The sequence below is a fragment of the Sphingopyxis sp. genome, assembly GCF_051861155.1.
Taxonomy (GTDB): Bacteria; Pseudomonadota; Alphaproteobacteria; order Sphingomonadales; family Sphingomonadaceae; genus Sphingopyxis.
This window is the reverse complement of record NZ_JBHYDE010000005.1, coordinates 167,407-185,813: the sequence shown is the minus strand read 5'-3', so window position 1 is coordinate 185,813 and position 18,407 is coordinate 167,407. Positions and strand designations below refer to the sequence as shown.

Here is an 18,407-nt window from a genome sequence, read left to right as displayed (position 1 = left end):
TTTACTGATATTTAACCCCGCTTAAGGGGCGGCCCCCAACGCACGAAAAAGGGCGGCCCGTTGCCGGACCGCCCTTCCCTTCTCCGTCCGTCGACGGAAGAAAGCGATTAGCGCTTCGAGAACTGGAAGCTGCGGCGGGCCTTGGCCTTGCCGTACTTCTTACGCTCGACGGCGCGGCTGTCGCGGGTCAGGAAGCCGGCCGACTTCACCACGCCGCGCAGCGCGGGTTCGAAACGGGTCAGCGCCTGCGCGATGCCGTGCAGCACCGCGCCCGCCTGGCCCGACAGACCGCCGCCCTTGACGGTGGCGATCACGTCATAAGCCCCGACGCGATCGGTCAGGCCGAACGGCTGGTTGATGACGAGACGCAGCGTCGGACGCGCGAAATAGACTTCCTGGTCGCGGCCGTTGACGGTGATCTTGCCCGTGCCGGGCTTGACCCACACGCGGGCGACGGCGTCCTTGCGGCGGCCGGTCGCATAAGCGCGGCCCTGCTTGTCGACCTGCTTTTCGCGCAGCGGCGTGTTGCTGGTCGGAGCGGCGACGGTGCCTTCGACGGCGCCGGCGAGATCCTTGAGATCGGTCATGGTCTGTTCGTCAGCCATTATGCACCCACCTTGTTCTTGCGGTTCATCGACGCGACATCGATCACTTCGGGGTTCTGCCCTTCATGCGGATGCTGGGTGCCAGCGAAGATGCGCAGGTTGCGCATCTGCTGACGGCCGAGCGGGCCGCGCGGGATCATGCGTTCGACAGCCTTTTCGAGCACGCGCTCGGGAAAACGGCCTTCGAGGATCTTCGCGGGGCTCGTTTCCTTGATGCCGCCGGCATAGCCGGTGTGCTTGTAATAGCGCTTGTCGGCCAGCTTCTTGCCGGTGAACGCCACCTTCTCCGCGTTGATGACGATGACATTGTCACCGCAATCGACGTGGGGGGTGAACGACGGCTTGTGCTTGCCGCGCAGGATGTTGGCGATGATCGATGCAACGCGGCCCACAACGAGGCCCTCGGCGTCGATCAGCACCCATTTCTTTTCGACCGTCGCGGCGTTCGCCGATGCGGTCGTCTTGGTCAGCGCCTTCATCATGGCGACCTCCTTGACAGATGGGGACGGGGCGATGGAACGATGCACCAGCGCCCGAAACAAACCGCGCCGCCTGATCCATGCTGGACGCAGCGGCGCTTCGGAGCGGGCCAATGGCGCCAAGCGGGCGGAAAGTCAAGCGTAGAGCGGCTTTGCTGACAGGTATTATGATACCTGTCAATTTAGGACGCGGGTTCCAGCGCCCGTACGCGCTCCTCGACAAGCGTCCGCCCGTCGCCGCCCGGCTCGACAATCCAGCTCTGCCGCCGTTCGTGCACCACCAGCCCGGTCGCGGTGTCGACGGTCCACAGATGGTCGATCTGGAGCGGCGCGCCGCTGCCGCCGACCGCCGCCGATTGGCTTTCGACCCTGGCGATCGTGCGCAGCGCCCCGCCGTGGAGCATCGACACGCTGGCGCCGTCGGCCGGGCCAGCCACCGGAATCGCACCGTTCGCCGATGCCACCAGCGCGCGCACGTCGGCGGTCGCCAGCCGGTCGCGCTCGGCGGCAGGCAGCGCCGCGATCAGCGCGGCCAGTTGCTTCGCCTCGGCACGGCGCCCCTCGGCACCCGTCGCCTGGATCCGCGCCGACGCCCGTTCCCACAATCCGTCGGGATCGACCAGGTCGATGCGGCTGCCGTCGGGGGCAACCAGATAGGCCAGCGGTTCGCCGACCAGCGGCTGGAGCATCATCGTCAGCGCGCGGGTCACCGCGGGCGGCGCGTCCGAATCGATCCGCTCCAGCGTCGCGTCGAGCTGGTAGCCGCGCCCGATCCGTTGCCATTGCAGCGCATAGACGAGCGAAAAATTGATCAGCGACCCGTCGCGGCCGATCCGGCGCGTCGTCACGCGATAGCTCATCGGGCGCCCGACCGGCGGGGCAAAGTGGAGCTGCGCGGTCGCGGCGACCGGCGCGTCGCCATCGGCCGGCAGCGGCTGGGCGATCAGCAGCAGCGCGCCGCCGAGACCGCCGAGCAGCATCATGCGGCGGCGCGGCCCAGCCGGTGCAGCGCCGCGGCGGCGATGGCGACGAGGATCGCCCCCACCACCTGATGCGCCACGGCAACCCACATCGAAACGCCCGACACCACGGTCCAGATACCGAGCAGCATTTGCGCTGCGACGACGGCGAGCAGCAGCCCGGCCTCGCGCCGGGCGCCGCGCCGCGCCAGCGCGCGGGCGAGGAGCAACAACGCCAGCGCCGCGATCCACGACCACCAGCGATGCAGGAAATGGATCAGGAAGGGATCGTTGGTCAGCGCCATCCAGGCGCCGCGGGTCCAGTCGATCCCCTCTGGCACGAAATGATCGTTCATCAGCGGCCAGCTGCTGGCAACGAATCCGGCATTGAGCCCTGCGACCCACGCGCCGAGCAGCAGCTGGACGAACAGGATGGCGATGAGCGCGAGGCCGCCGCCGGTGAGCCGCGCCGGGCGCGCCGCGGGGTCGCTAGCCAGAACATCGAGGTCGCGCGCGGTCCAGACCAGGCCCGCGAGCAGGAACAGCGCGGTGAGCAAATGCGCGGCGAGGCGGAAATGGCTGACGTCGGTGCGATATTCGAGCCCCGAGGCGACCATCCACCAGCCAAGCGCGCCTTGCAGCCCGACGAGCGAAGTCAGTGCCAGCAACCGCCCGCCATAACCCGCCGGGATCGTGCGCTGCCAGGCGTACCAGACCAGCGGCACAAGCATCGCCATGCCGACCACGCGCCCCAGAATGCGGTGCAGCCATTCCCAGAAAAAGATCGCCTTGAACCCCGCCAGGGTCATGCCGAGGTTGATCTCCTTATATTCCGGGATCTGCTTGTATTTTTCGAATTCCTTGACCCAATCGGCTTCGTTGAGCGGCGGCAGCACGCCCGAAACGGGGCGCCATTCGGTGATCGACAGCCCCGATTCGGTCAGGCGGGTGACCCCCCCGACCCCGACGACGATCACCACCAGCAGCGCGACGGCCCACAGCCAGCGCGCGAGCGCGGCGGGGCGGGGTTGGCGGGCGGCGGGCGAAGACAGTGGCGCGGCGTTCGTCATCGCCCCGCCCTATCGGCGCTTGCCGGACGATAGGCAAGGGGGCGGCCGCGGCGCGGCGGGGGAAATTCATGGCCGCGACAGCCGAGGCTTGATAAGCGGGCGCGATGCTGCGCCGTGCTCCTTCGATCCTTGCCGCGCTGGCGCTGCTGGCCGCGGCGCCGGTCCAGGCCGCGGCCAGCGCCGATCCGTCGCCCTATGCCTCGCTCGCCGCGCTGGAAGCGCGCGTCGCGGCGATCGGGTTTCGCCTGACCACCGCCAATGCCGCGTGGTGCCGCGAGCAGCAGCCGCAGTTCGGCTGGATCTGGGGCGACCCGCGGCTTTACGATGCCGAGCGGCGGCCGGAAGCGCTCGCCGCCTATGGCGCGGCGGATCGCGACGCGCCCTTTGTCGCCGCGATCGCCCCGACCGGACCGGCGGCGCTGGCCGGAATGCGCGTCGGCATGGCGGTGCTCGGGATCGCGGCGGCGCCGGTACCGAACGGGCGGGACGCGCACCCCTTTGCCCGGATCACCGCGATCGAGATGCAGCTCGCAGCGCTGCCCGCCGCCGCGCCGCTCGCGCTCGACGTCGGCGCTGCCGCGGCGCTTCCCATCACCCCCGTTGCCGGATGCGTCAGCGACTTTCGCGTCGAGGCGAGCGAAAAGCCCGGCGCCGTCGCCGACGGGCGGATGGTGCTGGTCAACCATGGGCTGGCGCAATTTGCCGCCGACGATGCCGAGCTGGCCGCGGCGATCGCGCATGAAATCGCGCATAATATCCTGCGCCACCGCGCCCGGCTCGACGCCGCGGGGGTCGATCGCGGGCTGGGCAAGCAGTTCGGCCGCAGCGCGCGGCTGTTCAAGCAGACCGAGGTCGAGGCCGACCGGCTGTCGGCATGGCTGCTGGCGGGGGCGGGTTACGATCCCGCCGCCGCGGCGCGCTTTTGGCAGAAATTCGGCCAGCGCCAGGGGCGTCCGCTGTTCCAGGCCGGCACCCACCCGCGCTGGCGCGACCGCGTCGCATCGATCGAGGCCGAAGTCGCGGCGATCGCGGCGGCGCGTGCCGGGGGCCAGCCGCTGCGCCCGCCGCTGATCGACGCGCCGCCACCCTTGGAATAGCACCGCGCGCGCCTTATTTGGGCAGCATCTGCTTTTCCCCAGCTTTGCCAGACAAGGATCGACGCCATGACCCACGAAACCGCCATTTTTGCCGGAGGCTGCTTCTGGTGCACCGAGGCGGTGTTCCAATCGCTTGCAGGCGTCGAAGGCGTCGAGAGCGGTTATATCGGCGGCGCGATTCCCAACCCCACTTACAAGCAGGTGTGCGGCGGCGATACCGGCCATGCCGAGGCGATCCGTATCACCTTCGACCCCGCGGCGATCTCTTACGCCGACCTGCTCGATGTCCATTTCGCGACCCACGACCCGACGACGCTCAACCGCCAGGGCAATGACGTCGGCACCCAATATCGCAGCGCGCTGTTCCCGCTCGACGCCGCGCAGGGCGACGCGGCACGGGCCGGAATCGACCGCGCTGCGGCCGACTGGCCGGCGCCGATCGTCACCACCATCGAAGCGGCGTCCGACTGGTATCCGGCCGAGGATTATCATCAGGCCTATTGGGAGGGCGAAGGCCAGCGCAATCCCTATTGCATGGCGGTGATCCCGCCGAAGCTCGCCAAGCTGCGCAAGGGATTTGCCGACCGGCTGCGCGCCTGACTTCTCCAGATCGTCATCCCGGCCTTCGCCGGGATTACGAAACATGTGCGCGATTGCTCGCCATTCGGGTCCGAACGACTGTTGCAATATGGTCGCATGACGTCACTTTTCATTGACTTTCCAATCGTTTTGGCTAGCGGACACCCCCTCGCTCGGGCAGACTAGGTCTCGTTCCAGGCGCAGATGGGGGTCTCTGCAAAGTGCTGGCATCGCTGTTTCTGATCGGCGCGTCGTTGACGACGCCCCAGATGTCGGTCCAGGCCGCAAGCCAGACGATCGTCGAGGACAGCGGCGACGGTATGGCGCGTGCGGTCAACCGGATGGTCGGCGGCATCGTCAGCTATGCACGCTGGCCCGGCGTGTCGGCGGATGCGGCACGCGTGATGTGCGTGATCGGCACCCCGCGGCTGACCAATCGCATGGCGCCCGACGTGCCCGGCGCCGGATCGGTGACGGTGCGGCGGATCAGCGTGGCGGCGGCCACCAGCCGTAGCGGCTGTGACATCTTGTTCCTCGGCCGCATGGCGATCGCCGACCGGCGGCAGCTGATCGCGTGGGTCCGCGGCCGCCCGATCCTGACGATCACCGACGACGACGCCGCCTGCATCTATGGCGCGATGTTCTGTTTGAGCAACCGCGCCGCCAGCCTCAGCTTTTCGGTCAATCTGGACGCCATCGGGCGCGGCCCGCTGCGTATCGACCCGCGGGTGCTGAGCATCGGGCGCAGCGACGGAGGCGCGCCATGACCGGCAAGACCCCCGAACGGATCGGCGCGCGCACGACGCTGCAAAAGCTGCTGTCGCGCTTTCATTTCGGCATCACGCTGTTCGCGGTCGCGCTGTCGGGGCTCACCATCCTGCTGGCGGGGGTGACCGCGCTGCGCGGCTATGCCGACCGCAACATGGAACTGGCGGCGCAGCTGGGCGCCTACGGCGTCGAACCCGCGCTGGTGTTCAACGACCCGCAAGCGGCGCGCGAAGGGCTGGAACCGCTGACCCGCATTCCCGGGATCGCGCGGCTGCGCGTGCTGAACGATCGCGGCCAGCCGCTGACCCAATGGACGTCGCCGATGGCCGACCCCGCGCCGTTGCTGACCCGGATGTTCTTTCCGCGCCCCTTTGCGGTGACCGTCGACCGCAACGGATCGGCGATCGGCACGATCGAGGTCTGGGGCGATAGCTCGACCCTGATCGACTATGTCCGCATCGGGTTGCTCGCCGGGCTTGGTTGCCTGCTCGTCACCGCGCTCGGCACCATCTTTCTGGCAAGGCGGTTCGAATATGAGCTGGTCAAACCGCTCAACGAGATCGCGACCGTCGCGCACGACGTGCGCCTGCACCGCCGGTTCGACAAGCGGGTGCAGCCGCTGGGCATCGCCGAACTCGACCGGCTGGGCGGCGACATCAATGCGCTGCTCGACGAATTGCAGGGCTGGCAGGGGCATATGGAAAGCGAGCGCGCCGTGCTCGCCCACCGCGCCTCGCACGACACGCTGACCGCGATGCCGAACCGCCATGCCTTTGACGAACAGCTGGCGCAGCGGATTGCCGCCGCCGAAACGCGCGGCGACCGCTTTGCGCTGTTGTTTATCGACGCCGACAATTTCAAGGCGGCGAACGACAATTTCGGTCATGCCGCGGGCGACGCGGTGCTGGTCGCGCTGTCGGCGTGCATCAAGGACACGCTGCGCAAGGGCGATTTCGCGGCGCGCATCGGCGGCGACGAATTTGTCGTCATCATCGATCCGCTCGACGCCGATGCGGTGCCCGAAGATCTGGCCAATCATATTCGCGCCTGCGTCGCCCAGCCCGTGACGCTGCCCGGCGGCGAGAGCTATCGCGCGTCGGTGAGCGTCGGCGCCGCCGTCTATCCCGACCATGGCGACGACGCGACGGCGCTGCTGACCGCCGCCGACGCCGCAATGTATGCCGACAAACTGACCAACCGTTCCCGAGTATGACCAGCGGAGTATCGCCGTGACCCAAACTATCGCCCGACCCATCCGAGCCCTGTGCATGCTCGCCTTTGCCGCGCTGCTCGCCGCCTGCCAGAGCGTGCCGCCGCCGACCGGCTTTACGCCCGCGCAAATCGCGGTGCTCAAGACCGAAGGTTTTGTCGAAGACGGTCCCGGCTGGGCATTGAGCATGCCCGAACGCCTGCTTTTTTCCGTCAACGAAAGCAGCGTCCCGGCCGAGCAGCAAGCGCGGATAACCCGGACGGCGGCCAACCTCGTCGCGGTCGGGATCACGACCGCGCGGGTCGAAGGCCACACCGATTCGACCGGTGCTTCCGCCTATAATCTGACGCTGTCGCAGGCGCGGGCCGAGGCCGTGGCGGCGCCGATGCTGGCCGGCGGGATGACATTCACCGCCGATCAGGTCGTCGGCCGCGGCGAAGCGGTACCGATGTCGAGCAACGACACCGACGAAGGCCGCCAGGACAACCGCCGCGTCGTGGTGATCGTCACCCCGCAATAAGGTGGCAAAACAAGCGCGGGTTCGACTTTTCTTGACCATCTTTCGCGGCTAAGCCGCTGGCCATGAAACCGATCCGCAAAGCCGTTTTCCCCGTTGCCGGTCTCGGCACGCGCTTTCTGCCCGCGACCAAGGCGATCCCCAAGGAGATGCTGCCCGTCGTCGACCGGCCGCTGATCCAATATGCGGTCGACGAGGCGCGCGAGGCGGGGATCGAGCAGATGATCTTTGTCACCGGCCGCGGCAAGAGCGCGATCGAGGATCATTTCGACGTCGCGTTCGAGCTGGAAAAGACGATGTCCGAACGCGGCAAGGATCTGTCGGTGCTGGAGCCGACGCGGCTTGGCCCCGGCAATTGCGCCTATGTTCGCCAGCAGGAGCCGCTGGGGCTGGGTCATGCGATCTGGTGTGCGCGCGCGATCGTCGGCGACGAACCCTTCGCGATCTTCCTGCCCGACGAATTCATGCACGGATCGCCCGGCTGCATGAAGCAGATGGTCGACGCGTACCACCAGGTCGGCGGCAATCTGATCTCGGTGCTCGAAGTGCCGCGCGAACAGGTATCAAGCTATGGCGTGATCGCGCCGGGGGCGCACAACGGCGCGCTGACCGAGGTTACCGGGCTGGTGGAAAAGCCGGCAGTCGCCGATGCGCCGTCGAACCTGATCATTTCGGGCCGCTATATCCTCCAGCCCGAGGTGATGCGCGTACTCGAGGGGCAGGAAAGGGGCGCGGGCGGCGAAATCCAGCTGACCGACGCGATGGCGACGATGATCGGCAACCAGCCGTTCCACGCCGTGACCTTCGACGGCGCGCGCTACGACTGCGGGTCGAAGGCGGGCTATATCCAGGCCAACCTCGCGGTCGCGCTCGAACGCCCCGACATGGCGGACGAGGTCCGCGCTTTTGCCATCGATCTGCTGAAATAAGACCGGCGGAGGCGCCCTGCCCCCGCCGGCCGGGTGGTTATTCGCCCTCGATATTCGGTTTCGGGAAGGTGTCGGCGCCCAGCGTCTTGTAGAGCAGCCCGCCCACCGCGCCGCCGATCAGCGGTGCGAGCCAGAACAGCCACAGTTGCTGGATCGCCAGCCCGCCGACGACCAGCGCCGGGCCGGTGCTGCGCGCCGGATTGACCGAGGTGTTGGTGACCGGAATCGAGATGAGGTGGATCAGTGTCAGCGCCAGCCCGATGGCGAGCGGCGCGAAGCCCGCCGGGGCGCGACCATCGGTCGAGCCCATGATGATCCACAGGAAGAAGGCGGTCAGCACGATTTCGATCAGGAACGCCGACCAGATGTCGTAACCGCCCGGCGACCCCGCATCGAAACCGTTGGCCGCGAGGCCGTTAGTCGCCAGGTCATAAGCGGGGTTGCCGCTGGCGATATAGAACAGCAGGAACGCCGCGATGACCGCGCCGACCACTTGCGCGCCGACATAGAGCGGGATGTCGCGCGCGTCGAAGCGGCCACCCGCCCACAGCCCGACGGTGACCGCGGGGTTGAGGTGACAGCCCGAAATATGGCCGATCGCATAGGCCATGGTGACGACCGTCAAACCGAAAGCAAGCGAGACGCCGAGCAATCCGATGCCGACATCGGGAAACGCCGCCGCCAGCACCGCGCTGCCGCAGCCGCCGAAGACAAGCCAGAATGTGCCGATCAATTCGGCCAAGCCCTTTTGTACATTCGTCATATGACCCTCCTCCCCACCGGCGGCCATGGACGCCCCCGGCGCCGCGCCATCCTAGCAGCGGGATGGCGCGCGGCAAGTCTTTGCCGAAGCGCCCAAAAATCAGGCAGCGGCGACGGCTTCGACAAAATGGCGGGCGCGCTGATCGAGCGAACGCGCGGCCTCCGACAGCCCCGCCGACAATTCGCCCAGCGCCTGCGCGCCGTCGCCGACCGCGGTTGCGCCCTGCCCGATTTCCTGGACGCGCAGATCGATCTCGCGGCCCGCCGAGACCGCCTGTTCGACATAGCTCGCGATCATCAGCGTCGTCGCGCTCTGCCCGTCGACCGCGCTGTCGATCGCGTCGGAAAAGCCGTTATTGGCGTCGATCGCGCGTTCGACCTCGACAAAACCGGTCGCCACCTGGCCGACGATGTCGCGGATGCGGTCGACATATTGGGCGATGTCGCCGGCGGCGACCCGCGTCTGGCTGGCCAGCGTCTTCACCTCCGACGCGACGACGGCAAAGCCGCGCCCGGCATCGCCGGCGCGCGCCGCTTCGATCCCGGCGTTGAGCGCCAGCATGTTGGTACGGCTCGCCATGTCGATGATCAGTGCCAGCATCTGTTCGATCGACTGGCTGGCGGTTTTCAGCGCATTCGCCTTTTCGCCCGCCTGCCGCACCTTGCCATGCGCCTCGCCGCGGATAGTCCGCGCGCGCGCGCCGTCGGCGACGATCCGGGCCATCGTCGCGGCGAGCGCGTGGCCGCGATCGCCGAGTTCGTGCAGCCCGGTCAGCGTTTGCGCCGTCGCCCCCGCGACCGTCACCGCGTCGCGCCCGGTCTGGCGGGCGCGATCGGACAAGGTGGCGGCGAAAGTTTCGACCTGATGCGCCATGTCGGACAGGATGGCGGTGAGCGCGGTAATGTCCTGCTGGAACCGGCGTCCGGCGTCGTCGACCCGGGTCGCCCGCGCCGCGCGCTCCTGTGCCAGTTCGACGTCGCGCAGCATCGCCAGCTTGGCGATCTGGCCGCTGTCGAGCGTTTCGACGAACCGGCCGCGTTCGGTCAGGATCAGTTCGCCGCGCGCGCGGCCCTGGCCCGCAATGCGCAGCAATTCGGTGGTCGATTGTGCGACATCGGCGGTCGGGCAGGGTTCGATCATCGAGGCGATCGAGCCGCCGATCGTCGGATTTTGCATCAGCGAAAACCAGAAGGGGCAGAACAGCAGTTCGCGCACCCGCTGTTCGCGGATGATGCCGATCGGGCGCGCGTCGGCGTCGAGCACCGCGAGCCCGCGCAGTTCGGGATTGCCGCGGAACAGGTCGATGACCTCTGCCATATGCGCATCGGCGCCGATCGCCGCGGCATGGCCGGAGGTGGGGGTAAAGGCGGGAGCCATCACGGTCATCGTCTCTCTTCGCGCTGCGATCTATGTTGGCGCAATCCCTAGGCGGTGTTGGTAAACACCGCTTTAACCATTTGTTTCAATGCTGTGACACAAGGCCGCGGCGCCAAGGCGATCTGTCGCAATATTCTGTTCAGATCGCGGCGGCTATGCGATGGGACGCCGGGCCGCGCGGCGGCGGAGGCGAGGAGAAAATTATGCGTGCCATCATCATCGCCCTGGCGGCGCTGCCGCTGCTGACCGGCTGTTTCAGCGCGGTCAAGAGCGTCGTCACCGCCCCGGTCAAGGCCGTCGGGCAGGTCGCCGACTGGACGACGACCAGCCAGGACGAATCGGATCGCAACCGCGGCCGCGAGATGCGCCAGCGCGAGGAACAGCTGGGCAAGCTGTCGCGCCAGCGCGACAAGGCGGCCGAAAAATGCCAGGGCGGCAATGAGGAACAGTGCCAGCGCGCCGAGGTGCTGGAGCATGAGATCGAAGCGCTGATGGCGGCGCCGCGCTAAACGCTACCGCACCCGCCGCCCCGTCCACACGACGCGGCCGACCAGCCGCACCGATGCCATCGGCAGGTCGTCCCAGCTGCGGTAATGCGGGTTGTCGCTGATCACCGAAATGCGGCCCGGCCCCGGCGCGCGCGCGATACGTTTGACCATCAGCACATCGTCCATGCGCAGCACATAGATGCCGTCGCGCAGCCGCGCCGCGGCGTCGCCGCCATCGACCAGGATGTCGTCGCCGTCGTTCAGCGTCGGCGCCATCGAATCGCCCTCGACCCGAATGATGCTGAGCGCGCGCGGATCGGCGCCGAGGTCGCGCAGCCATTTGGGGTCGAACGCGACCTCGCCCTCGACCGGTTCACCCTCGACGCTGGCGCCCGCGCCCGCCGACGCGCCGATCGCCAGTTTCGGGACGAGGATCATCCCCGGCCCGCGCAGCCGCGCCGGGGTGGCGACGCGCTGGACCGGGCCGCCGAGCAGCGCTTCGGATACGCCGAGATAAGCGGCGATCCGCGCCCGGTCCTGTTCGGCGAGCCGCCGCGGCGAACCGCGCTTGATATATTGCTGGATATAGGCGGGGTTGCGCCCGATCACCTGCGACAGGCGCGCATAGTCGATGCCCTTGTCGGCCAGCAGGCGGTCGAGCGCAGCGCGCGGATCGGAAACATGGTCGCTCATCGGGTGGCTTGGGGCTGGTCCTTCCTATTTGTTTCTTAGCAAGCGGATTTTTCCTAGACAAGTAGGAAATTGAGCGGCAAATAGGAATTATCCTATCGGGTGAGTCGCCCGGTTGTTGGCGTCGTCAGGGAGGAACATATGGAGCGCAGCCTGTTGCAACGGATCAACGCCTTTTTGAAGGAAACGGCGATGCCGCCCAGCGTCTTCGGCCGCGCCGCGGTGCGCGATCCGATGCTGGTGAGCGATCTGCGTAGGGGCCGCGAACCGGGAGGTCCGCTGATTTGCCGTGTGGAACATTTCATGAACACATGGCGCGCCGACCGCCATGCCGGGCGTATCACAAGCTATCAGAACCGCCGCGGCCGTCCGCTGGGCAAGGCGGGCGCCGGGGAGCGGGCATGATGCGCTGGTCGCCCGCCCTGTCGCCGCGCCCCGGCTGTCCGCACCGCCGTTTGCGCCACCTGCTGACGCAGGCGCTGCCGATCGGGCTGACGCTGTGCCCCTCGACATTCCGGCCGTGGGCGAGCGCGAATTTCGTCGGCGCGCGCCACATCTTTGCTGCCGCGCTGGCGGCGGGCGACGGCCAAGCGGTGGGCGCGGCGCTGCAGGCCGAACTGACCGCGGCCGAATGGACGCTGCCCGGGCATATCGTCGCCGATGTCGTGGTGGAGTGCGGCAGCGAGCCGCGCGCGCTGCGGATCGAAATCCTGACGGTGGAAGATTGAGGGGCCTGAGGGTGCGGGATCTAGCCGACCGACTGGCGCGTCATCCGTTGCAGCGTGCTGAGCGCGGCTTCGAGCGCGAGGTCGACCTCGGGCTCCACTGTGGCGGCGCCGGTCGCCGAAGCCGCCTCGCCAGGCGCTTCGCGGCGGCGCGCCAGCCCCGCTTCGAGCCGCGCGACCATCGCGCCGAGCGAATTGTCGATGGCGGCGGGCGGCGGCGGCGCGGTCATTTCGGCCGGTTGCAGCCAGGGTTCGTCGCCGGTCGGTGCCGCATCCTCGGGCGCGAGGTCGGCAAGCATCAGTTCCTCGGCATTTTGTTCGGCAAATTCGCCGAGCCACAGATCGGCCTCAGCGCTGTGTTCGGCGCTTTGCTCGATCATTTGTTCGGCGGCCTGTTCGCCGGTCTGTTCGGTGGTTGCCGCGGTCAGCGGCCCCAGCCCGCCCGCGGGCAGGTCGCGGCCGGCGCGGATCGGCGGCCGCGGCGGATCGTCGGGATGCAGGTCGACGCGCCGGCGACGCGCCGAAAAATCATGGTCGCCATCGCTCGCCTCATCGGCGTCGCTCGCGGCGGCGCGGCGGAAGCGGCCGCGCAGCGCCGCCAGCCCCGCCGCATCGGGCTGGGCGATCAGCAGCGCGATCAGCCCGGCGATCATCGAAGCGATCGCCGCCATGCCGAGCGCCAGCAGCAGGCGCGCGGCGTTGCCGACCGGCGGCACGAAATAGTCGGAGAGGCGATCGAGATAGAGGTTCCAAGCGATCCCCGCGACCCACGACATCGGCATGAGGGCGGCGAACAAAAAGGTCAGCGCCGCGGCGCCGATCACCGCCGGCATCGCGGGCCGCAGCACGCGCAGCAGCGCGCTCGATACGGCGTGGCCGGGGTTGTCGCTGCTGTCGTCCATATCGTCCAATTCCGTGCGGCCTGCGGGGGCCAAAATAGCGTCGCGTCCAGCGGCGCGGTCAGCCGGTGCCGCGCAGCAATCGCTGGTAAACCGGTTCGTAACGTAAAATGTTTGATGACCAGTTACGATGGGTTTCGACAAAAATACGTGCGATCCGCCTTCGTTCCGCCCAAACTCCGCGATTGTCCAGCAGCTGCGCCAGCGCCGCGGCGATCGCCGCCGGATCGTCGGGCGCGAACAGCGTGCCCGTCTGGCCGTCCTCGATCAGTTCGCGATGCCCGCCGACGTCCGACGCCGCGACCAGCTTGCCCTGCGCCATCGCTTCGAGCGGTTTCAGCGGGGTGACGAGGTCGGTCAGCCGCATCCTCTTGCGCGGATAGGCGAGGATGTCGATCAGCGAGTAATAGCGTTCCACCTGCTGGTGCGGCACCCGCCCGACGAAATGGATCTGCGCCGCGGCAGGCGACGCGGCGGCCTGTGCTTTCAGCGCCGCCTCCATCGGCCCGCCGCCGACGAGCAGCAGCCGCGCCGCGGGCTGCGCCGCGACCAGCGCGGGCATCGCCGCGATCAGATCATCGATCCCCTCATAGTCGTAGAAGCTGCCGATATAGCCGATCACCGCGTCGGCGGCGGCGATCCCCAATGTGTCGGCAAGCGCATCGTCGCGCGGTGGCGGATCGCCGAACAGGTCGAGATCGACGCCGTTGGGCGAGACGGTGATCTTGGCGGGGTCGATCCCGCGCGCGATCAGGTCGCCGCGCAGCCCTTCGCAGATGACCGCGACCGCATCGGCCGCTTTCACCGCATGGGTCTCAAGCTGTTTGGTGAGCCAATAGCGCAAACTGCCCTCGCGCCCGGTGCCGTTGCCGACCGCGGCATCCTCCCAGAAGGCGCGGATTTCATAGATCACGGGGATGCCCAGTTTTTTGCCGACGCGCAGCGCGGCGAGGCCGTCGAGGACCGGCGAGTGCGCGTGCAGCACATCGGGTTGCCATTGCTGCGCCAGCGCCTCGACCCGCTTGGCCAGCGCGCCGATTTCGCGCCATTCGCGGATCGGTGCGCGCGCCGGGGCGATCGGCGCGGTGCGGTAAAAGGTCAAGCCGTCGACGGTTTCGCCGTCTGGCCCGGGTTCGGGGTGGCGCACCCCGGTGACCCCCGCAACCGCCCAGCCCTTTGCCACCTGCGCCTTCATCAGCGCGCGGGTGCGAAAGGTGTAGCCGCTGTGCGTCGGCAGGCTATGATCGAGGACGTGCAGGATGCGAGGCATGATGCGGCCTATTGGCAGACAAGGCTTAACGCCGCGTCAACCCCAATATCGTAGAGCCACGTCGAAGCGCGGCCGGAACCGTCCGGTAAAACAACAAGGTAGGCCCGAATGGTCGACAATTTCTCGATTGGCCTCACCCACGTCCTGATGGCGATTGCGCTGTGGCGCCTGCTGTATCGCAGCGACCTGGACCATGAGGTCAGCCCGCGGGTGCAATGGCAGCAGGACCGCGACGCCGAACGGGATGCCCGGCGCGATGCGTGACCTGGCCTTCGTTGCCTTTCTGTTTGCCTTCATCGGCGTCGGTTTCCGGCGGCCGTTCCTGTTTGTGCTGTGCTTTTGCTACATCGACATCGTCGCGCCGCAGCGGCTGAGTTATTTCCTGATCAACTCGATCCCGATCTCGCTGATCGTCTTTGGCCTGGCGATCGTCGGCTGGCTCGCCGCCGACGACAAGCGCGACATGCGCTGGTCGGGGCGGCAATTCCTGCTCATGGCGCTGCTCATCTATTGCGGGCTGACGACGTCGCAGGCCGATTTCCCGGTCGAAGCCGCCGACAAATGGAGCTGGGTCTGGAAGGCGCTGGTCTGGGCGATCTTCCTGCCGCTGACCCTGCGGACCAAGCTGCGCATCGAATCGCTGGCGCTGATCATGCTGCTGTCGGCGGCGTCGATCGCGATCGCGGGCGGCATCAAGACCGCGGCGGGCGGCGGCGGTTACGGCTCGCTGCAGCTGCTGCTCAACGAAAATTACGGATTATACGAAGGGTCGATCATGTCGACGGTGGGGATCGCGATCATCCCGCTGATCCTGTGGTATCGCCGCCATGGGACGATCTTTACCCCCGACTGGCGCGTGTCGCTCTTTTGCTTCGCGCTCTGCTTTGCCTGCATGTTGCTGCCGATCGGGACGCAGGCACGCACCGGGCTCGTCTGCCTCGCGGTGCTGGCCGTGCTGTCGCTGCGCGCGGTCAAGCACCGGTTCCTCTATATCGCCGGCGCCGGGTTGCTCGCGATCGCCGCGGTGCCGTTCCTGCCGCAGAGTTTCACCGAGCGGATGGAAACGATCCAGGGCTATAAGTCCGACCAGTCGGCGTCGACCCGCGTCGCGGTGTGGGCGTGGACGTGGGACTATGCCAAGGAAAACCCGTTCGGCGGCGGGTTCGAGGCCTATATCCAGAACCGGCTGCGCGTCGAAACGAGCGGGTCGGACTATGACCCCGACCAGCCGCAAAATGCCGACGCGACGGTCCATGACGAAAAGTCGCGCGCCTATCATTCGAGCTATTTCGAGATGCTGGGCGAACAGGGTTATCCGGGGCTGGCGCTGTGGCTGCTGCTCCACATCATCGGCATCGTCCAGATGGAGCGGCTCCGCCGCCGCTATCTGAAGACGCGGCGCGGCGAGGAACAATGGATCGCGCCGCTGGCGACCGCGCTCCAGCACGGCCATATCGTCTATATGGTCGGATCGCTGTTCGTCGGCATCGCGTTCCAGCCGTTCATCTATATGATGCTGGCGCTGGAGATGGGGCTGTCGACCTATTGCCGCCGCCGCGAACAGGAGGCCGGGTGGCGCCCGCTGACCGCGCGCCCGGCGCAGGTGCCGGCGCGGCATAGCGTGCCCGGCGTCGGCTGACGGAACCATCGGGGCGGCGGGGCGCTAATGCCGCATGCCCTCCCCGCGCCTGATCCACGTCGACGACGGCCTGCCGGGCATCACGCGCGAGCGCGTTCGGGAGGATTGGCGGTACCGCGATACCAAGGGCAAGATCATCCGCGACCAGGGCGAGATCGCGCGGCTCAACGCGATCGCCCTGCCCCCGGCTTACGAAGACGCATGGTTTTGCCCCGCCGCCAACGGCCATATCCTGGCGACCGGTTACGACGCGCGCGGGCGCAAGCAATATCGCTATCACCCCGATTTCCGGCTGGCACGCGAGGCCGACAAATATGATCGCTGTGCGGCCTTTGGTCATGCGTTGCCGCTGCTCCGCGCGCGGCTGGAGAGCGACCTGGCGCGGCGCAATCTGTGTCAGGAACGCGTCGTCGGCGCGGTCGTCCGCCTGCTCGACCTCGCCGCACTGCGCGTCGGTAACGAACAATATGTCGCGGCAAACAAGAGTTTCGGGGCGACGACGCTGCGCCAGCGCCACGCCAAGCTGACCGGCCAGACGCTGCGGCTGAGCTACCGCGCCAAGGGCGGCACCCAGAAGGAGGTGGCGATCAGCGACCGGAACCTCACGACCCTGGTGCGCCGCCTGCAGGATCTGCCGGGACAGAAGCTGTTCCAGTATCAGGAGGATGGCGGCGTCTGCGCGGTCGCTTCCGAAGACGTCAACGCCTATATCCGCGAGGCGATGGGCGGTGATTTCAGCGCCAAGCATTTTCGCACCTGGTCGGCGAGCGTCGAGGCCTTTGCGTTCCTGTACGACGCGCCCGAACCGCCGACCCTCAAGGCGGTGCTGGAGCATGTCGCCGACCACCTCGGCAACACGCCCGCCATCGCGCGCAAGGCCTATGTCCACCCGGCGATGATCGCGGCGGCGCAGGAGCGCGGCGACTTTGCCACCGCCGCCGGGGCGCTGCCGCGCGCGGCCAAATATCTTTCGCGTTACGAACGCGGATTTTTGACCTATCTGGAGCGCGCGCCGGGCGCCGCGGCGCTGCTCCGCTCTGCCTGATCCAGACCCACGAGGACCGACTTGACCTTTTCCATCCTTGCCGCGGCGCAGACTGCGGCCACCAAGACCGCCACCGCGGCGCCCGCCGCAGCGAGCAACCCACTGGCCGACATCCGCGCCTGGTGGGACAGCAGCGTCGCGTGGGTGAACAGCCACTGGTTGCAGATCGGCATCGCGATCGCCGCCGGGCTCGCGATCTATTTCCTGTTGTCGATGATCCGCGGCTTTGCGCTGAAGCGCGCGCAGGCGACGCCGGGCGAATTCACCCTGACCCACATCGTCGGGCGGGTGATCCACAAGACCAAGTCCTTCGTGCTGGCGATCGTCGCGATCCGCATGGTCGCGGGTTATGCACAGCCGCCCGCCGTGATCATGCAGATCATCCAGCTGGTCTTCACCGTCGCGGTGGTGTTGCAGGTCGCGATCTGGGCGCGCGAGGTCATCCTGGGCCTGATCCAGCGCCGCGCGTCGGACGGGAACAACGAAACGCTGTCGAATGCGATGGGGATCATCCGCCTGCTTATCAGCGTCGCATTGTTCGCGATCGCGGCCATCGTCATCCTCGACAATATGGGGGTCAATGTGACCGGGCTGGTCGCGGGGCTTGGCATCGGCGGCATCGCCATCGGCCTCGCCGCACAAGGCATTTTTTCGGACCTGTTCGCGTCGCTGTCGATCATTTTCGACCGGCCGTTCCGCGTCGGCGAGACGATCAAATATGACACCAGCACCGCGACGGTCGAGCGCATCGGCCTGAAAAGCACCCGCCTGCGCTCGCTCAACGGCGAGTTGCTGGTGATTTCGAACACCAATTTGCTGGGCAAGGAGATCACCAATTTCGCGCATCTCCACCGCCGCCGCATCACCTTCACCATCGGCGTCATCTATCAGACGACACCGACGATGCTGCGCGACCTACCGGCGCTGCTCGAGGAACAGGTTGTGGCGGGCGGGCACGAGTTCATCCGTTCGAGCTTTCTGACCTTTGGCCCCTCCAGCCTCGATTTCGAATTGCTGTTCGATGTGTTCAGCGACGAATTCGACGTCGTCGCCGCGGCGCGCACCGATGTCGGCATCCGCGTGTTCGACGCGATGGCACGGGCAGGATATGAGTTTGCCTATCCGACCCAGACAACCTTTACCGCCGCCCCCGACGGCACGATGATCATGCCCTATGCCGAGTCTCCGAAACCCAAGGCGGCGGCCGCCAAGGCGGCCAAGCCCAGCTGACGCTACGGCGCCTTGGCATGACCGCATGGGCCTTGTGCAACGCGTCCAGACAGGCCTAGAACGCGCCC

The 18,407-nt window shown here is 67.5% G+C and carries 22 protein-coding genes; 13 read left to right on the top strand and 9 right to left on the bottom strand.

The genetic code is table 11. The annotated features are described in order from the left end of the window. Positions 1 to 107: 107 nt before the first annotated feature. From rpsI to ACTIFP_RS10945, 4 genes are all read right to left on the bottom strand, one after another. Positions 108 to 605 carry a 30S ribosomal protein S9 gene (rpsI, locus tag ACTIFP_RS10960; RefSeq protein ID WP_439568755.1) on the bottom strand — a complete coding sequence of 166 codons (498 nt, stop codon included), beginning with the start codon at positions 603 to 605 and terminating at the stop codon, positions 108 to 110. Beyond that, the gene (rplM, locus tag ACTIFP_RS10955) at positions 605 to 1,084 is read right to left on the bottom strand and encodes a 50S ribosomal protein L13 (RefSeq protein WP_439568882.1); all 480 of its coding nucleotides are present in this window, start codon (positions 1,082 to 1,084) and stop codon (positions 605 to 607) included. The genes rpsI and rplM overlap by 1 nt, the downstream gene beginning before the upstream one ends. Positions 1,085 to 1,266: 182 nt before the next feature. Further along, the gene (locus ACTIFP_RS10950; RefSeq protein WP_439568754.1) at positions 1,267 to 2,067 is read right to left on the bottom strand and encodes a hypothetical protein; all 801 of its coding nucleotides are present in this window, start codon (positions 2,065 to 2,067) and stop codon (positions 1,267 to 1,269) included. Next, positions 2,064 to 3,113 carry a COX15/CtaA family protein gene (locus ACTIFP_RS10945; RefSeq protein ID WP_439568753.1) on the bottom strand — a complete coding sequence of 350 codons (1,050 nt, stop codon included), beginning with the start codon at positions 3,111 to 3,113 and terminating at the stop codon, positions 2,064 to 2,066. The genes ACTIFP_RS10950 and ACTIFP_RS10945 overlap by 4 nt, the downstream gene beginning before the upstream one ends. Positions 3,114 to 3,217: 104 nt before the next feature. Between ACTIFP_RS10945 and ACTIFP_RS10940 the strand changes: the two genes are divergently transcribed. The 6 genes from ACTIFP_RS10940 to galU all read left to right on the top strand — a co-directional run bounded on the left by ACTIFP_RS10940 (position 3,218) and on the right by galU (position 8,213). Then, positions 3,218 to 4,210 (top strand): M48 family metalloprotease, encoded by a 993-nt coding sequence (locus tag ACTIFP_RS10940; RefSeq protein WP_439568752.1) that lies wholly within the window; start codon positions 3,218 to 3,220, stop codon positions 4,208 to 4,210. Positions 4,211 to 4,276: 66 nt separating this feature from the next. Next, complete coding sequence (gene msrA / locus ACTIFP_RS10935; RefSeq protein ID WP_439568751.1) at positions 4,277 to 4,810, top strand: peptide-methionine (S)-S-oxide reductase MsrA; 534 nt, start codon at positions 4,277 to 4,279, stop codon at positions 4,808 to 4,810. 200 nt (positions 4,811 to 5,010) lie between these two features. Then, a complete protein-coding gene (locus ACTIFP_RS10930) occupies positions 5,011 to 5,556 on the top strand; it encodes a YfiR family protein (protein ID WP_439568750.1) in 546 nt (181 codons plus the stop codon). Beyond that, positions 5,553 to 6,770: a diguanylate cyclase gene (locus tag ACTIFP_RS10925; RefSeq protein ID WP_439568749.1), complete on the top strand. Its 1,218-nt coding sequence runs from the start codon at positions 5,553 to 5,555 to the stop codon at positions 6,768 to 6,770. The genes ACTIFP_RS10930 and ACTIFP_RS10925 overlap by 4 nt, the downstream gene beginning before the upstream one ends. A gap of 16 nt (positions 6,771 to 6,786) precedes the next feature. After that, positions 6,787 to 7,287, top strand: coding sequence for an OmpA family protein (locus ACTIFP_RS10920; RefSeq protein WP_439568748.1), 501 nt, complete (start codon positions 6,787 to 6,789; stop codon positions 7,285 to 7,287). Positions 7,288 to 7,349: 62 nt separating this feature from the next. Continuing rightward, positions 7,350 to 8,213 (top strand): UTP--glucose-1-phosphate uridylyltransferase GalU, encoded by an 864-nt coding sequence (galU, locus tag ACTIFP_RS10915; protein ID WP_439568747.1) that lies wholly within the window; start codon positions 7,350 to 7,352, stop codon positions 8,211 to 8,213. A 37-nt stretch (positions 8,214 to 8,250) separates the two neighbouring features. Here the strand turns inward: galU and aqpZ are convergent, their stop codons facing one another. Both aqpZ and ACTIFP_RS10905 read right to left on the bottom strand, forming a co-directional pair. Continuing rightward, positions 8,251 to 8,976, bottom strand: coding sequence for an aquaporin Z (aqpZ, locus tag ACTIFP_RS10910; protein WP_439568746.1), 726 nt, complete (start codon positions 8,974 to 8,976; stop codon positions 8,251 to 8,253). Between the two features lie 99 nt (positions 8,977 to 9,075). After that, entirely contained in the window at positions 9,076 to 10,362 is a 1,287-nt protein-coding gene (locus ACTIFP_RS10905; protein WP_439568745.1) for a methyl-accepting chemotaxis protein, read from the bottom strand. A gap of 194 nt (positions 10,363 to 10,556) precedes the next feature. Between ACTIFP_RS10905 and ACTIFP_RS10900 the strand changes: the two genes are divergently transcribed. Next, complete coding sequence (locus tag ACTIFP_RS10900; RefSeq protein ID WP_439568744.1) at positions 10,557 to 10,862, top strand: hypothetical protein; 306 nt, start codon at positions 10,557 to 10,559, stop codon at positions 10,860 to 10,862. A 3-nt stretch (positions 10,863 to 10,865) separates the two neighbouring features. Here ACTIFP_RS10900 and ACTIFP_RS10895 read toward each other — a convergent pair whose 3' ends face one another. Next, the gene (locus ACTIFP_RS10895) at positions 10,866 to 11,534 is read right to left on the bottom strand and encodes a LexA family transcriptional regulator (protein WP_439568743.1); all 669 of its coding nucleotides are present in this window, start codon (positions 11,532 to 11,534) and stop codon (positions 10,866 to 10,868) included. Between the two features lie 138 nt (positions 11,535 to 11,672). On the opposite strand from ACTIFP_RS10895, the gene ACTIFP_RS10890 reads away from it, so the two are divergent. Both ACTIFP_RS10890 and ACTIFP_RS10885 read left to right on the top strand, forming a co-directional pair. Then, the gene (locus ACTIFP_RS10890) at positions 11,673 to 11,936 is read left to right on the top strand and encodes a hypothetical protein (RefSeq protein ID WP_439568742.1); all 264 of its coding nucleotides are present in this window, start codon (positions 11,673 to 11,675) and stop codon (positions 11,934 to 11,936) included. Next, positions 11,933 to 12,259 carry a hypothetical protein gene (locus ACTIFP_RS10885; RefSeq protein ID WP_439568741.1) on the top strand — a complete coding sequence of 109 codons (327 nt, stop codon included), beginning with the start codon at positions 11,933 to 11,935 and terminating at the stop codon, positions 12,257 to 12,259. Before ACTIFP_RS10890 ends, ACTIFP_RS10885 begins: the two co-directional genes overlap by 4 nt. Before the next feature lie 20 nt (positions 12,260 to 12,279). Here ACTIFP_RS10885 and ACTIFP_RS10880 read toward each other — a convergent pair whose 3' ends face one another. Continuing rightward, positions 12,280 to 13,158, bottom strand: a complete 879-nt coding sequence (locus ACTIFP_RS10880; protein ID WP_439568740.1) for a hypothetical protein — start codon at positions 13,156 to 13,158, stop codon at positions 12,280 to 12,282. 58 nt (positions 13,159 to 13,216) lie between these two features. Next, positions 13,217 to 14,425 (bottom strand): TIGR04063 family PEP-CTERM/XrtA system glycosyltransferase, encoded by a 1,209-nt coding sequence (locus ACTIFP_RS10875; protein ID WP_439568739.1) that lies wholly within the window; start codon positions 14,423 to 14,425, stop codon positions 13,217 to 13,219. 108 nt (positions 14,426 to 14,533) lie between these two features. On the opposite strand from ACTIFP_RS10875, the gene ACTIFP_RS10870 reads away from it, so the two are divergent. Genes ACTIFP_RS10870 through ACTIFP_RS10855 form a run of 4 tightly spaced genes read left to right on the top strand, consistent with a single transcriptional unit; the run spans position 14,534 to position 18,339 of the window. After that, positions 14,534 to 14,689: a hypothetical protein gene (locus ACTIFP_RS10870; protein WP_439568738.1), complete on the top strand. Its 156-nt coding sequence runs from the start codon at positions 14,534 to 14,536 to the stop codon at positions 14,687 to 14,689. Next, positions 14,682 to 16,064: a putative O-glycosylation ligase, exosortase A system-associated gene (locus ACTIFP_RS10865; RefSeq protein ID WP_439568737.1), complete on the top strand. Its 1,383-nt coding sequence runs from the start codon at positions 14,682 to 14,684 to the stop codon at positions 16,062 to 16,064. The genes ACTIFP_RS10870 and ACTIFP_RS10865 overlap by 8 nt, the downstream gene beginning before the upstream one ends. A 34-nt stretch (positions 16,065 to 16,098) precedes the next feature. Continuing rightward, the gene (locus tag ACTIFP_RS10860) at positions 16,099 to 17,109 is read left to right on the top strand and encodes a DNA topoisomerase IB (protein WP_439568736.1); all 1,011 of its coding nucleotides are present in this window, start codon (positions 16,099 to 16,101) and stop codon (positions 17,107 to 17,109) included. Positions 17,110 to 17,130: 21 nt separating this feature from the next. Next, a complete protein-coding gene (locus tag ACTIFP_RS10855) occupies positions 17,131 to 18,339 on the top strand; it encodes a mechanosensitive ion channel family protein (RefSeq protein WP_439568735.1) in 1,209 nt (402 codons plus the stop codon). The last annotated feature ends 68 nt before the right edge of the window (positions 18,340 to 18,407 follow it).

What these genes read in the sequence shown, in the direction of transcription:
- rpsI (WP_439568755.1), bottom strand. Translation starts at nt 605, where the DNA reads ATGGCTGACGAACAGACCATGACCGATCTCAAGGATCTCGCCGGCGCC.
- rplM (WP_439568882.1), bottom strand. Translation starts at nt 1,084, where the DNA reads ATGAAGGCGCTGACCAAGACGACCGCATCGGCGAACGCCGCGACGGTC.
- ACTIFP_RS10950 (WP_439568754.1), bottom strand. Translation starts at nt 2,067, where the DNA reads ATGATGCTGCTCGGCGGTCTCGGCGGCGCGCTGCTGCTGATCGCCCAG.
- ACTIFP_RS10945 (WP_439568753.1), bottom strand. Translation starts at nt 3,113, where the DNA reads ATGACGAACGCCGCGCCACTGTCTTCGCCCGCCGCCCGCCAACCCCGC.
- ACTIFP_RS10940 (WP_439568752.1), top strand. Translation starts at nt 3,218, where the DNA reads ATGCTGCGCCGTGCTCCTTCGATCCTTGCCGCGCTGGCGCTGCTGGCC.
- msrA (WP_439568751.1), top strand. Translation starts at nt 4,277, where the DNA reads ATGACCCACGAAACCGCCATTTTTGCCGGAGGCTGCTTCTGGTGCACC.
- ACTIFP_RS10925 (WP_439568749.1), top strand. Translation starts at nt 5,553, where the DNA reads ATGACCGGCAAGACCCCCGAACGGATCGGCGCGCGCACGACGCTGCAA.
- galU (WP_439568747.1), top strand. Translation starts at nt 7,350, where the DNA reads ATGAAACCGATCCGCAAAGCCGTTTTCCCCGTTGCCGGTCTCGGCACG.
- aqpZ (WP_439568746.1), bottom strand. Translation starts at nt 8,976, where the DNA reads ATGACGAATGTACAAAAGGGCTTGGCCGAATTGATCGGCACATTCTGG.
- ACTIFP_RS10905 (WP_439568745.1), bottom strand. Translation starts at nt 10,362, where the DNA reads ATGACCGTGATGGCTCCCGCCTTTACCCCCACCTCCGGCCATGCCGCG.
- ACTIFP_RS10900 (WP_439568744.1), top strand. Translation starts at nt 10,557, where the DNA reads ATGCGTGCCATCATCATCGCCCTGGCGGCGCTGCCGCTGCTGACCGGC.
- ACTIFP_RS10895 (WP_439568743.1), bottom strand. Translation starts at nt 11,534, where the DNA reads ATGAGCGACCATGTTTCCGATCCGCGCGCTGCGCTCGACCGCCTGCTG.
- ACTIFP_RS10890 (WP_439568742.1), top strand. Translation starts at nt 11,673, where the DNA reads ATGGAGCGCAGCCTGTTGCAACGGATCAACGCCTTTTTGAAGGAAACG.
- ACTIFP_RS10885 (WP_439568741.1), top strand. Translation starts at nt 11,933, where the DNA reads ATGATGCGCTGGTCGCCCGCCCTGTCGCCGCGCCCCGGCTGTCCGCAC.
- ACTIFP_RS10880 (WP_439568740.1), bottom strand. Translation starts at nt 13,158, where the DNA reads ATGGACGACAGCAGCGACAACCCCGGCCACGCCGTATCGAGCGCGCTG.
- ACTIFP_RS10875 (WP_439568739.1), bottom strand. Translation starts at nt 14,425, where the DNA reads ATGCCTCGCATCCTGCACGTCCTCGATCATAGCCTGCCGACGCACAGC.
- ACTIFP_RS10870 (WP_439568738.1), top strand. Translation starts at nt 14,534, where the DNA reads ATGGTCGACAATTTCTCGATTGGCCTCACCCACGTCCTGATGGCGATT.
- ACTIFP_RS10865 (WP_439568737.1), top strand. Translation starts at nt 14,682, where the DNA reads ATGCGTGACCTGGCCTTCGTTGCCTTTCTGTTTGCCTTCATCGGCGTC.
- ACTIFP_RS10860 (WP_439568736.1), top strand. Translation starts at nt 16,099, where the DNA reads ATGCCCTCCCCGCGCCTGATCCACGTCGACGACGGCCTGCCGGGCATC.